This is a genomic window from Alteromonas sp. KS69 (assembly GCF_003989595.1).
Classification (GTDB): Bacteria; Pseudomonadota; Gammaproteobacteria; order Enterobacterales; family Alteromonadaceae; genus Alteromonas; species Alteromonas naphthalenivorans.
In genome coordinates this window covers 1-12826 of sequence record NZ_PYHU01000026.1, presented here as the reverse complement: position 1 = coordinate 12826, position 12826 = coordinate 1, and the positions used below count along the sequence as shown (strand labels likewise).

10 protein-coding genes are annotated in these 12826 nt (G+C 42.6%); 2 read left to right on the top strand and 8 right to left on the bottom strand.

All coding sequences use genetic code 11. The features are described 5' to 3' along the window. Positions 1–393 precede the first annotated feature (393 nt). Both C7Y69_RS14830 and C7Y69_RS14825 read right to left on the bottom strand, forming a co-directional pair. A complete protein-coding gene (locus C7Y69_RS14830; RefSeq protein WP_126873231.1) occupies positions 394–1569 on the bottom strand; it encodes a saccharopine dehydrogenase family protein in 1176 nt (391 codons plus the stop codon). Positions 1570–1762: 193 nt separating this feature from the next. Further along, positions 1763–2971, bottom strand: coding sequence for an aminotransferase class I/II-fold pyridoxal phosphate-dependent enzyme (locus tag C7Y69_RS14825; protein WP_409513435.1), 1209 nt, complete (start codon positions 2969–2971; stop codon positions 1763–1765). A 431-nt stretch (positions 2972–3402) separates the two neighbouring features. Between C7Y69_RS14825 and C7Y69_RS14820 the strand changes: the two genes are divergently transcribed. Further along, positions 3403–5778, top strand: coding sequence for a zinc-dependent metalloprotease (locus C7Y69_RS14820; protein ID WP_260563523.1), 2376 nt, complete (start codon positions 3403–3405; stop codon positions 5776–5778). Between the two features lie 203 nt (positions 5779–5981). Here C7Y69_RS14820 and C7Y69_RS14815 read toward each other — a convergent pair whose 3' ends face one another. The 3 genes from C7Y69_RS14815 to C7Y69_RS14805 are packed head-to-tail and all read right to left on the bottom strand — an operon-like array spanning position 5982 to position 9859. Then, the gene (locus C7Y69_RS14815) at positions 5982–8771 is read right to left on the bottom strand and encodes a response regulator (protein ID WP_126873229.1); all 2790 of its coding nucleotides are present in this window, start codon (positions 8769–8771) and stop codon (positions 5982–5984) included. A gap of 29 nt (positions 8772–8800) precedes the next feature. Beyond that, positions 8801–9010 carry a hypothetical protein gene (locus tag C7Y69_RS14810; RefSeq protein WP_013783701.1) on the bottom strand — a complete coding sequence of 70 codons (210 nt, stop codon included), beginning with the start codon at positions 9008–9010 and terminating at the stop codon, positions 8801–8803. A 39-nt stretch (positions 9011–9049) separates the two neighbouring features. Continuing rightward, positions 9050–9859 carry an SAM-dependent methyltransferase gene (locus tag C7Y69_RS14805; protein ID WP_126873228.1) on the bottom strand — a complete coding sequence of 270 codons (810 nt, stop codon included), beginning with the start codon at positions 9857–9859 and terminating at the stop codon, positions 9050–9052. Between the two features lie 288 nt (positions 9860–10147). On the opposite strand from C7Y69_RS14805, the gene C7Y69_RS14800 reads away from it, so the two are divergent. Then, the gene (locus C7Y69_RS14800) at positions 10148–10447 is read left to right on the top strand and encodes a hypothetical protein (RefSeq protein WP_126873227.1); all 300 of its coding nucleotides are present in this window, start codon (positions 10148–10150) and stop codon (positions 10445–10447) included. 69 nt (positions 10448–10516) lie between these two features. Here the strand turns inward: C7Y69_RS14800 and C7Y69_RS14795 are convergent, their stop codons facing one another. The 3 genes from C7Y69_RS14795 to C7Y69_RS14785 form a co-directional block, all read right to left on the bottom strand. Further along, positions 10517–10981, bottom strand: coding sequence for a hypothetical protein (locus tag C7Y69_RS14795; protein WP_013783704.1), 465 nt, complete (start codon positions 10979–10981; stop codon positions 10517–10519). A 324-nt stretch (positions 10982–11305) separates the two neighbouring features. Continuing rightward, entirely contained in the window at positions 11306–12037 is a 732-nt protein-coding gene (locus tag C7Y69_RS14790) for an SDR family oxidoreductase (RefSeq protein WP_126873226.1), read from the bottom strand. An 86-nt stretch (positions 12038–12123) separates the two neighbouring features. Further along, the coding region (locus C7Y69_RS14785; RefSeq protein ID WP_126873225.1) for an acyl-CoA thioester hydrolase/BAAT C-terminal domain-containing protein at positions 12124–12826 on the bottom strand (703 nt) is incomplete at its 5' end.

Below are 12826 nucleotides of genomic sequence, written 5' to 3'. Positions count from 1 at the left end.
GGGGATTACCGGACGGACACGCTAAAAACGCTAATTTTTTCATAATATGTCCTGTAACTGCTTATTTAAAAAACAAACATGCTCATTAAAAAAATGGGGAGATTGATTGCTATTTGAACCTTCAAATCCTTTGAAGCATTTATAATTACTTTTAATTTCTTCAGACGTTTGCATACCGAGGGCAAGGAGCGGCGAGGGGGCAGGCATCTTGTTGTTCAAAGATTAGGAGTAAATAATACGAAATCTGTTCAAACCTTTACACTTTGTTGACAATTTTTGCTTTGAGTAACTGAGATGGGCAGAGAGGAAAACAGTAGAAGGGCTGCTTATAAATAAAAACGCCGCGTGCAGAGCGAGCCGCAGCGGCGCTTTAAAAGCTTTTCTTTAAAAAACTTACTTCTCTATGTTAAACGTAAGCCCTGCTTTTTCAGTGAGGCGAGAAATCAACTTATCACCCAATGCAGATGCAGGTGTAAAGAAGCCGCCAGAAAGTGACACATCTTTACAAAGGCAAAGGGCAGATTCTGAAATCATTTTGCTGGTTGAGCCATAACCCGGGTCTTTGTCACCAGTTACTGATACCGCAAGGGTATCGCCATTAGTTGCTTCACCGATAAACATAACATCGTAAAACCCATTTTCCCGCTCTTCTTTACTTGGGCCTTCACCAGGCTTAGGGCCACCCTCACCACCTAATGATTTGTCTTGGGCAACATGGTTCGCCATCGCTTCGCCTTTCTCGCCAGGGCCAGTAAGCATCATCTCATCATACTGAAAGGTTTTGCCGTAAGCGAAGTTTGCCAAGTAATTAGAACGGTGTACGTTCTTGGTATTAATAGCCGCCATAATAAATGGCGCAGCCCACGAACCTAAAGACTCGTCGTAGTATGGCTTGGTGCCATCTGGCTGTGGGTGACTTTGGTTAGCATCAGCAAGCGAGAACGGATTAATCAGTGCAGACATAATCGATTTGTCTTTATGTGCTGCTACCATAGTAGCTTTTAAGCTGGCTGCTGTACCACCTGAAAACGTACCCTGCATTTTTCTTACACGGCCTTTTACGTATTCAATCGCGGCGCCGGTTTGCTTTTTAGCGTGTTCTTGTAAGAAGTGAACCCCCAAATCGAAAGGTACAGAGTCGAACCCACACGAAAAAACAATATTGGCACCAGTATCTTTTGCTTTGGCTTCATATTTGTTGATCATCTGGTGCATCCACGCAGGCTCACCACATAAGTCGGTATAGCCCGTGCCGTTGTCAACGCAGGCAGAGAGTAATTTTTCACCGTAAATTTGGTAAGGCCCTACCGTGGTTAATACCACTGATGTGCGCTTAGTCAGCGAATCTAGTGCAGCGTCGTCATCACCATCTGCAATAATACTTACCACATCTTCGCTAATATCTAATTCGGCTTTAACATCCGCAAGCTTGGCTTCGTTGCGCCCGGCAATAGCCCATTTTACGCTGCTGTCGCTGCCATACTGGCTTTGGAAGTATTCAGCTACCAATTTACCAGTGAAGCCCGTAGCACCAAAAATGACTACATCGAATTCCCGTTGATCACTCATAAATATCGTGTCCTATTTTATTTTTCATGGAAAACTTACGTGCAACCAATATACGCAATCCATTCAGGTTAAATTATTTTTTTAGGTAATAATTGAGTATTGATTTGGGTGTGAATGCACACGTAATTTACCACCCAGTATTTAATGCGCAGTACTTGCTAAAACAAAATAGACAGAGGCGAATAAATAGCGGTTAGCGAAGGTAGGGTTTAACAAATCGTTTCATACGGGTTAAGCCTTCTTTTAAACGGCTTATCTCTGTGGCAAACGACAGCCTTACATAACGAGTAGCATTATGTTCGCCAAAGTCGTCACCGGGTGTTAATGCCACATATTCGGTTTCTAATAAACGGTCACAGAACTCAATGGCGGTAAGACCAGTAGGTTCAATATTGATGTACGCGTAAAACGCACCATCTGGTGTCGCGTCAATACTTAAGCCCATGTCTGCAATGGCGTCCAGCACAAACGAAGCACGTGTTCTCAGTTGTGCTTTTTTCTGTTCACATTGGGCAAGTGACTCCGATGTAAAGCACGCTAGCGCAGCTTGCTGGGCTAGGGTAGAGGGGCAAATAAATAGGTTTTGTGCTAATCGCTCCATAACTTGGGTCATACCCTCGGGTACCACACACCAACCTAAGCGCCAGCCTGTCATACCGAAGTATTTGGAAAAGCTATTAATCACAATAGTATTGTTGTGCAAGCGCTCATTCGCCAAAACCGTGTTAAGTGGGGCAGGTTGCTTTGCAGCAGAAGGCGAGCTATCGCGTAAATCTAAGTTGAGATAAATTTCATCAACAATAAGAAATCCATCATTTTGCTTGCAGGTTTCACCAATACTATATAGTTCCTTTTCTGCAATAGCGGTGCCGGTTGGGTTAGCCGGACTAGCGATAAGCACGCCTTTGGTTTTACTATCCCAATGGTGTGTTACATCGTCATGGGTTAACTGAAATTGTTGCTTGCTAGAAGTCGGCACTAACGTAACTTCGCCGCCAAAGGTGTTTAAAAATCGACGATTACAAGGGTATGAAGGATCGCCAAGTATTACCTTATCGCCGTTCTCAACGAGCGCTGCACTCACCAATAACAACGCCGCTGATGCGCCAGCGGTAACTACAATGCGCGAAGCTGGAATATCAACGTTGTGCTGAGTTTTATAGAACTGAGCAATGGCGCTTCTAAGTTCAGGCAAGCCTAATGCTGAAGTATACGGGTAATCAGCTTGAGACAACGACTGCTTCATGGCCTCAACAACCGGCGTGGGCGCGCCGAAGTCAGGCTCACCCAAGTTTAACCGAATAACATCGTGTCCTTGATTACTAAGCGCAGTGGCTTTCTCACCATAGGCCATGGCTAAAAAAGGGGATAGGGTGGTGGCTCGAGTAGCGTACTTCAACATGCTTTCTTACAACGTGGGGTAACAATGCCCCGTACTATATCAATTGTGCAAACCTAATTACCAACAAAGTCGCCATATCTAATAGCAAAAGCAGGTAGCGTTAGCCAACTGTAATGACCAATAGCGGTTCTAGTCGCGATTTTTAATAGCAATCAATACCAGCATTTACCATCAGCGACTAGGTTAGCGCTTTACCCATTAAAAATTCACGCAATAGTCAGTGTTTTTCGATGAATAGCCATATGCATAATCAAACACTTACGATAGGGTAGAAGAGGTATAAGTTGAGATGATATAAAAAGTAAAATACAGCGTTTGCGTTATTTAAAAGGAAATCAGTCGTGTTGGTCGAAAACAAACAAAGTAATAAAAAGGCAAGGGGTGAGAGGCGCTTCTCATGCAGCGCTATACGGTGGTTCATGGTTGTTGTTATGTCCGCTGTTTTCGCTACACCTGTGTGGGCAGCGTTACCCACCATTAGTGAATTCACTAAAGAGATGTCCGCCAAAGAAGGCCTCATCCCCGTGTATTATGATGATGAAAATGACAAAGTGTATTTATCGATACCCAACGATGAGCGCCAGTTTTTATTTCAAAGCAGCTTACCTTACGGCGTAGGCTCTAACGATATTGGTTTAGATAGAGGCCAGTTAGGGCGGACTCGCTTAATTGCCTTCGAACGCTTTGGCAATAAGCTGATGCTGAAGCAGCTAAATACTAAGTACCGCGCAGCCCATGGTAGCGCAGCTGAAAAGCAAAGTATTAATGAAGCCTTTGCCAGTTCCGTATTAGCAGGCTTTGTCATAGTGGCAAAAAGTGATAGTGCTAATCTAATCGACTACACACCTTTTTTATTTAGTGATATTCATGGCATCGGTAACCGGCTATCAGCTAAAAAACAAGGCAGCTTTAAAGCAGACAAAAGCCGTAGCGGAGTATATTTACCGCGCACAAAGGGGTTTGAGAAAAACACCGAGCTTGAAGCCTTAGTTACGTTTGCTGGCAGCAAGCCGGGTAACTATTTGACAGATGTCACGCCAGATGCAGAAAACCTTTCGGTGCACCTACATCATTCATTTGTTGCATTACCTGACGATGGCTATACACCAAGGGCCTATCATCCCTACTCAGGTTATTGGAAATTCCGCTATTTCGATTACTCTACGGCAATTAATGAGCCTACGGAGCAGCGCTTTATTACACGCCATCGTCTTGCCAAGGTATCGCCACATGCGCCTATGAGCGAAGCGGTTGAGCCTATTGTGTATTACCTAGACCCAGGTATTCCAGAACCGGTGATGTCCTCATTAAAAGAAGGCGCCAGCTGGTGGAACCAAGCTTTCGAAGCGGCAGGTTATAAAAATGCCTTTCAGGTGAAAGTGTTGCCCCAAGATGCCGATCCCATGGATGTACGTTACAACGTGATCAACTGGGTGCATCGCGCTACCCGAGGTTGGTCTTATGGTTCGTCCGTGGTCGACCCTCGCACGGGTGAAATTATTAAAGGCCATGTGACGCTGGGCTCACTGCGTGTTCGCCAAGACTATTTAATCGCACTAGGGCTTACCAGCCCATTTTCTGGTGATAATGCTAGTTCACCTGAACAAGAAGCCATGGCGTTAGATCGCATCAAGCAACTCTCTGCCCATGAAGTAGGACATACCTTGGGCATAGCACACAATTTTGCAGCTAGTGAAAACGACTTGGCTTCTGTGATGGATTATCCACACCCGCGCATTACCCTAAAAGGTGATAAAATTAGCCTTGAAGGGGCTTACGATAAGGGCATAGGGGCCTGGGATAAACACGCTATTGTTTATGGCTATCAAGAATTCGGTTCACTCAATGAAGAAGCCGAAGGTTTGGCTAAGCAAATTGTTAAAACTCGTAATCAAGGACTGGCGTTTAAGTCAGATTCTGATACCAGAAGTTCACGTCATAGTTCGGCAAACGGACACATGTGGGAAAACGGTGCCGATCCGCTAGATGCTTTCGATGAAATCTCCGCGGTCAGGCGGCATGCGCTTGATCAACTGGGAATGGATACACTAAAACCCAATGCTAGCTTGTCGTCACTAGAAAATGCGTTAGTGCCAATTTATTTGCTCCATCGCTTTCAATTAGAAGCGGTAGCAAAACAAGTGGGAGGCTTGATTTACGAATACGAGCGTAAGGGCGATTACACCACACCACAAGGTCAGCAAGATGTTGCACCACAGGTACAGCAACGTGCCATGCAGCAGCTTATTACTGCCACTACCGTGCCTTATTTAACTATTCCAGAAAGCGTATTAGCACTCATTCCGCCCACTGCGTACGGTGATGATGTTACCCGTGAGCATTTTCAGGGAAAAATGGGGCTTATGCTCGACCCAGTATCAGCAGCTGCTTCTGCCAGTGATTTTGCATTGTCGTTATTACTACACCCAGAACGTTTGAATCGTTTAGCGTGGCAAAGTAGCCGAACAAAAGCACTCGTGGGTGTGGAAGGGCTAGTACGCCAAATATTAAACGTACATTGGTATCGTGCTAAAAACAAACGCGGGGCTAAAGGCGATGTGGTTGCTTCACGTCTACAGTTAGTTGCATTGAATGCCATAATGAAAGCCGTAACAAACCCAGCATTAGCACCAGAAGCTAAAATGGCGATGCACAGTGCGTTGCTTGAGTTCGATGAATGGCTAGATGATGATAGCGATAGAGATGCTGATGAAGTTTTGCATAAGTACTTCGATACTTACTGGAAATCAGGTCACTGGTCTGGGGCGTTCGATGTGAAGCCGTTACCACCGGGTTCACCTATATAGTTTAATTCAAAAACGCTGAAATTTAGGTGTGTACTTTTGCTAACGCCTAAAACTCAACAGCGAACACGTAAACATAAATAAAAAGCGGTTAACCTAAAACAGGTTAACCGCTTTTTTTGTTCCGTGCTTTGTTTCTGTATATATTCTTAAACTTAAGGTTGTTATTGAGCTTGTTGAGGCTCGGTTTTTTCTAAATGTTAGGCTTAAGCTTCTTTTACAAACTGCTCACTTAATACCTGATACAAATATTCTGGCTTAACGGGTTTTACAATATGCGCATTCATACCCACTGCAAAGCTTTTTTCTATCTCTGTTTGCATAGCGTGTGCTGTCATCGCCACAATCGGAACATCTAGTTTTAACTCTTCTCTGATTTTTTGAGCAGCAGTTAACCCGTCCATCACAGGCATTTGCATATCCATCAAGACAAGATCGAAAATGTTCTCTTGTTCCAACATTTGCAAAGCAATTAAGCCATTTTCTGCAACACTGACCTTAGCCTTAGTATCGGCTAGAAACAGTTTGGCAACTTTACGATTTATCGCATCATCTTCTACCAGAAGGATATTTTTATCAGAGAAATCGGGTGGAGCTTTTGCATCGCTTTCTAACGATGCCATTTGAGGCTTGCCCCGAGTAGACATTCTCAGTAAGCAATTCTGCAACGAGCTACTATTAACCGGTTTCTGTAGATAGTACTCTACGCCCACTGGTCGCCCGAGGTTTTTAAGTGATTCAATATCATAAGCTGACAACATCGCAATATTAGGCTTACCTTGACTGAACTCCTGATTAATAATTGAGGCTAACTCGATGCCATCAATGTCCGCCATTTTCCAATCGATAATGATTAAATCATACGGTACGTTACTCGCCATAGCGGTACGCAGATACATGAGCGCTTCTTTACCACCTGTGGCCAAATCTGGGTTGATATTGATGCGCAGTAACGCTTCCGCTATTGCTTGTCTTGAAAGCATAGTGTCGTCAACCACCAACACTTTTAAGTCGGATAACGTTAGGTTTCCTAACGTAGTGGGTTGTGGCAATTGATTATGCTGCTCAACTAATACAGTAAAGAAGAAAGTAGCGCCTTGACCAAGCTTACTCTCTACCCATATTTCCCCACCCATTAGCGAGACAAGGTGCTTACAAATTGATAAACCCAAACCCGTTCCGCCATATTTACGGGTAATGGATTCATCAGCTTGCGTAAAGGCTTCGAACAGAGATTCTATTTGATTTGTTGAAAGGCCGATTCCTGTATCTTTTACTGAGAACTCAAGTAAAACACCGTGTTCAGAGTATTTTTTATTAACCGATACGAACACCATACCTTCGTCAGTAAACTTAATCGCATTGCTTAGCAGATTATTCAGCACTTGCTCAATACGTAGCGCATCACCAGAGACTTGAAGGGGAACGTCTCTTGCCACGTACTGTAACAATTCAATACGCTTTTCTTTAGCATTTATCCCATGTAACCGAATGACTTGCTCGACCAGTTTGTCGAGTTCAAATACCTCAGATTCGATATTAAGTTTTCCCGCTTCAATTTTTGAAAAATCTAGCACATCGTTAATTACCCCTAGTAGGGTTTGTGACGACTGTTCAATTTGGGATAGGTTGGTTTTCTGTTCTTCATTAACAACAGATTTTTGCGTTAGCTTTGTAAGACCCACTATGGCGTTCACAGGTGTTCTAATTTCGTGGCTCATACGGGCTAAAAATTCTGACTTCGCGTCGGTGGCATTTTGTAGGTTTAACGCAAGCTCTCGCAATTCTCGCTTCTGTTTAAGCGTAATAACAAACATAAAAAATAAAAGAATAGCGACGCAGCAAATAGTGACAATGATGTACACCTGAAACGTACTATTTTGTTCTGACAGTTGTTGACTAAGTTCTAATTCAGTAATTTTTTGTATCTTTTGATCGGTTTCTAAACGGGCTCTGTTAAACGCTAGTTGCTCCGATTGGCGGGTATCAAAGACCTGCTGCTTCAATTCTGAATGTTGCAAAAGAAATTGATAGGCATCGCGATATTGGCCCTTAAGTAGCGCAATATTGGCTTGCATCTTTAAGCCTTCATACTGATATTCAGTAATGTCTAAATCTTGTGCAATGGATAAGAGCTTCAAAACCGTTTGGGTGGCTTCATCAATGCGCTCTAATTTGAGTAAAACCTCTGACTGCAATGTCAGCCCCGCTAGCTCACGTTGGCGATGCTTCCCAGCAATTGCATGATCGATAATATTTTCCGTAACCGCAAGCGCTTCTTCATGGTTACCTAATTGCAGGTAAGTTTTTGCCAAATAGAAATTTAAGATTGGCGCGAATTTGTCGGGGTTAGTATTTACTCGGTCAATCAACGACTTCGCTTGCTTTATTTCTCCCTTAGCCAGTAGGCCAGACACAATGAAACCGTAGCCTTGTTCTTCATAATAGCTGTTGCCGCGTTTAATTGATTCGGCTACCAGTTGTTCACCTGTATTTATTAAGTTATCTGCCCATTGATTCGATTTAGCATACAAATTCCCTATAGCTTGTAGCGTGTTTTGTATGTAGGGGGTATCTAAAGACTGATGAATACTCAGGCTATTAAGCAGTAACTCTAGAGATTCACCATATAAATCAAAGAAATAGGTTATTATTCCTTGTCGCCTTAACGCTTCGGCAAGTTGCAATTGGTTATTAGCTTCTGTGGCTAGTTTTTTTGCTTGGGTGGCCATTTCATAAGCCAGCTTATAATTACCCTCAAGAATATACGAATGACTTTTTAGGTTAAGCAAGTGAGCTTCATAGGCTGGAAGGTCTTTGTCTGCTAGATACTTTTCGGCTTGATTAAGGAGCTTCTTTGCGAGCGTGGGGTTAACAAATACATTCTTATCGGCAGTTTGCAATACCTTATCAATATCGACAGTGGCGCCTTGAGAGAACACAGAAAAACTAGGCAGTGCTAAAAGCACTACCCACAAAAGACACCACAATCTCATAAAATTAAATCCATCTAGCCAGTATCAACCTATTTCGAGTGACTGATTTCTAGGTTGTCTGCGCCTTCAGCTTCACATCGGTTTTTTATCGCTGCAACATCGTTTTTTGCGCATATTTGGACATCTTCGTCAGATAGACCAAAAGCTTCAGCAGTCCCCTTAGGATCGCTGACATACTGTTGTTTCAACTTTTCATCTTTATCCATAGCAATCAGAAACTTTACTAACAAATCGTTCATTTTTTATTCCTTTATTTTATGTAGTTAGAAACTTACGTTTTAGCCAAACAACTTTTGTTCAAAAAGGGCAGGGGTTAAATCTAGTTCTGCCATCGATTTCATATCAAAATCTGGTAATCCTTTAGAAGGGATAACCAACGTAGTGATAGGTTTTGGTATTACTGCCGCTAAATCTTTTAGCTCAAGGTATTCTATTCGAGGAGCTGCAATGGGGATGGTAGAGGCTTCATAAACTATAATGGTGTGCTGAGGAGAAAAATATTTCAACAATTCATTTTTAAGCTGCATTAAGCCTGGGTGCGATGTTCGGTGTTTGTTGTGCGTGAAATCGGCGATACTGCCAATCTGCCATATAATCTGCATCATATGAGGGTCTAAGGTGTATTGCCTAAGCAGAAACTGAGTCGCCTCATACGACTGACATCCATAATGTGCGGGATCTAGCCCTAAATCAGCAACCAAGCAGTCTTCGGCAGAAATCCCTGGTAACATTTCGGCATCATAACCTTCATCTTTTAATTGTTTGATGGCCTCATGTGAGGGATTTACAAATACCCCAGGGTGACCATAAAACGCCGCCACCACCTTTTTTCCTGCCTTGACTTCATCAACAATGCGTTGCGTCATTTTTTGGTAGGTGAGTGCCCGAGATTTGCCTTGCTCATAAAGGTGACGTAAACACACCACATTCGCGTTAATCATTTGCAGATTGATTAGCGCCGACTGTGTTACAACGCTCAATACGATATCAGCTGTTTTAAGTAGGCTTTCCGTAATTAAGGTCATTTGGCCAGATACAGTAATACCTGTACCTACAACTACCAAAGATCCTTTTTTATCTACGTTCATTTCATCCCTTTCCATTGAAATTTGGCTATGTATAGCCTTTATTGAATATAAAGGAAAATATACCCATTGTTAATTACTTTGTCATAATAACCGATATGGTTTCGAAGTTGTGAACGAGGGCCTATCAATAAATATTGATAAACTATCGTTGGTGGCCAGGATATGTATCTAAAACAGGGTTATTTCAAAGCGCTTTATCGCCCAATTTAAAAATGATATTGTACTCAAAGAGAACTAAATACTGTATACCAAATTGGTAAATAACGTTAGTTAATTTAGGGGTTTACAATGATTAAACACCATGGTGTGACGATAACCGGTTCAGTTATAAGAAGCGCAGCTTTATGGTTAGTAGCACTGGGCGCATTGTCCACAGTTTCTGCTTGTACGTTTAGTCACGATCCTAGTGCCAAAGCTGAGAAGCCAGTTTGTGTAGCAGTTTTAACGAACTCACTCAATTGCGAAAATGAACCACTGGCTTATAACGAAACCAATCCTCATAGTGAATTTGACCAGCAAATGCTCCCGGTCAATCAACGTGAAGGCGTGCTTGAAAGTGAGTTCGAAGATAACAGACGTAATCGATAGCGCTAATACCGCGTTGCATTTATTTTTTTGATAACATGCAACGCGCTGGGTTAATGTTCAATAATCTACTTATGGCTGATAAGGCAGTGAGGATTGATGCAAAATGATACGCACCTTGCCATCGTCACATTGCTTAAAGACAAAGCTTTTATTCACAAAAATGTGACTGTCGTCATCCCCAATAAAGTGAACATTACACTGCACAATGGCTAATTCGCCGTTAAGAATAAAGTCTTCTTTGCTGTACCATACTTTCACCCAAGGCTTGAGCTTAAAACCATTGTCGTTGGGGTAATCGCTGTTTCCACCCACAAAATATGATAGCGCGCCTTCTTTCGTAGGGCGGAACGTTTGCTGACCAAACGTCAAGGTAGGTTTAAACAAAACATGACCATTGTCATAATCGTAGCTGTCAGAGAGCACCTGAAGAGAGAACGCTTGCACGTCTCCACCTTCGGTATGTACTTTCCCAACTTTTACAACATTGTCGCACCACGTTTGTAGCGCAGTATGCACCATCTCTTTAGTAAACATAATGTATACCTCTCTTTTAGAATATCGTTGAGTTGGTTTTAAAGCTGGTTACCAAATTTTAAAACGGTTTCGTCTTTTGCGCAAAACGCCAGCAACGTTTCTGCACGTTGTAAAAATATAAACGAAACACATAAATGCGTTAAAAAACAGATACTGTAATACAAATTGCGATTTTTGTTATGTGATATCATCACGCTTGTAGCTTAAATAATTGGCTATAGTTAGCAATAATATTTGGAGATAGCTTTTATCTATCAAGGAGAAATTCACTCGAATTTTTTACTGCGTATTAATCGCATAAATGTAGTCTGTGATTATTCTAACTTATCTACCACCCGCAATATCAATAAATGAACCTGTAACGTAAGATGCTTCATCTGATAATAACCATGCGATAGCATCTGCTACTTCCTGTGTATTGCCTCCGCGTCCCATCGGAATTTGTGAGCTTAGGCGATTTACGCGATCTGGCTCACCTCCGTCTGCATGTATATCGGTGGCAATAAAGCCTGGGCGCACGCTATTGACTCTAATATTTTGGCTAGCAAGCTCTAATGACATTCCGGTAGTAAGCGTATCCATAGCGCCTTTTGATGCAGCATAGTCTACGTATTCAAACGGGGCTCCTGTTCGAGATGCAACAGAAGAAACGTTCACAATGGCGCCATCATATTGAACTTGTTTCACAAAAGCTTTCGAGCAAAGAAAAGCGCTTAGTACATTAATAGTCAGAATTGTTGTGAAGCGCTCGGCACTAATTTCTGAAAATGCAGTTTTTGTAAAAAGCACACCTACATTGTTCACCAGATGCGTAACGGTGCCGAACTCAGCGTTAACCTTGTTAAACATGCTTTGAACTTCTGCCTCTTCTGAGACATCCGCTTTATGAGTAATTGCAACGCCGCCACTGCTGTTAATTGAAGTGCATAAAGCTTTAGCAAGGTTTTCATTCTTCAAATAGTTAATGCAAACGTGGTAACCCTTTTTAGATAGCGTAAAAGCGGTAGCGGCACCAATACCTCTACTAGCCCCAGTTATAATCGCAACTTTTTTCAACTTTCAGTCCCTGTTTGTCTAGCTCGCCACTGTAGCGTATTTGAATTGGATTGAACCAACCCTAGGTCGATTTAGAGAATTATTCTTTATTGTTTGCCGGCGATGCTGTTTACAAAGTGTCTGTACAAGTCTTCTGAGGCGTTAAGCATCTTGTAATCTAACAGATGGCCTAGTTTTGGGTAATCAATATGCTTACAACGAGACCGTTCATTTTCTATCATACGTTGGCAGATTGAAGCCGCCATAGAAGAGGACGGCCATATTTCATCCATTCCCCCCGAATAAAGCACAACATTTCCGCGAATATTTTCAACAGGGATTGTCGCACTTCCTCCATCCGTTCTATTTTGTAAAGATTGGGTATATAGGTCTAACAACCCTTCAACAGGTCCGGTTGGATTGAAGGCAACAAAGGGTAATCCCTTTTGGTTGTGACTCCAGCTTGAGCCAGGTACCGTTTGCCAATCATCTAGAATGCCTGCCCACACCACTGAGCTTGGTGCAATCGCGATTACACGATCAAATACAGTGTCGCGGGACGCAAGCAGCAACGCCAACTCGGCGCCTTTAGACCATCCGATGAGCGTGATATGTTTTCGCGCAGGGTGTTTTTGTTTTAGCCAAGCTGTCGCTTTTTCGAAATAGGAGAGGGGAATTTCTTCTAATTCTTTGGGAAGCATATCGGCTTTGAAATAAGCAATGGCTAACGTAGGGTGACCATTATTGGCGATGACCTTAGCAAGCTTCGTAGGAATGCCGCCCTCTGAACCAGGGTGAGATCGTGAATAT

What these genes read in the sequence shown, in the direction of transcription:
- C7Y69_RS14830 (WP_126873231.1), bottom strand. Translation starts at nt 1,569, where the DNA reads ATGAGTGATCAACGGGAATTCGATGTAGTCATTTTTGGTGCTACGGGC.
- C7Y69_RS14825 (WP_409513435.1), bottom strand. Translation starts at nt 2,971, where the DNA reads ATGTTGAAGTACGCTACTCGAGCCACCACCCTATCCCCTTTTTTAGCC.
- C7Y69_RS14820 (WP_260563523.1), top strand. Translation starts at nt 3,403, where the DNA reads ATGTCCGCTGTTTTCGCTACACCTGTGTGGGCAGCGTTACCCACCATT.
- C7Y69_RS14815 (WP_126873229.1), bottom strand. Translation starts at nt 8,771, where the DNA reads ATGAGATTGTGGTGTCTTTTGTGGGTAGTGCTTTTAGCACTGCCTAGT.
- C7Y69_RS14810 (WP_013783701.1), bottom strand. Translation starts at nt 9,010, where the DNA reads ATGAACGATTTGTTAGTAAAGTTTCTGATTGCTATGGATAAAGATGAA.
- C7Y69_RS14805 (WP_126873228.1), bottom strand. Translation starts at nt 9,859, where the DNA reads ATGAACGTAGATAAAAAAGGATCTTTGGTAGTTGTAGGTACAGGTATT.
- C7Y69_RS14800 (WP_126873227.1), top strand. Translation starts at nt 10,148, where the DNA reads ATGATTAAACACCATGGTGTGACGATAACCGGTTCAGTTATAAGAAGC.
- C7Y69_RS14795 (WP_013783704.1), bottom strand. Translation starts at nt 10,981, where the DNA reads ATGTTTACTAAAGAGATGGTGCATACTGCGCTACAAACGTGGTGCGAC.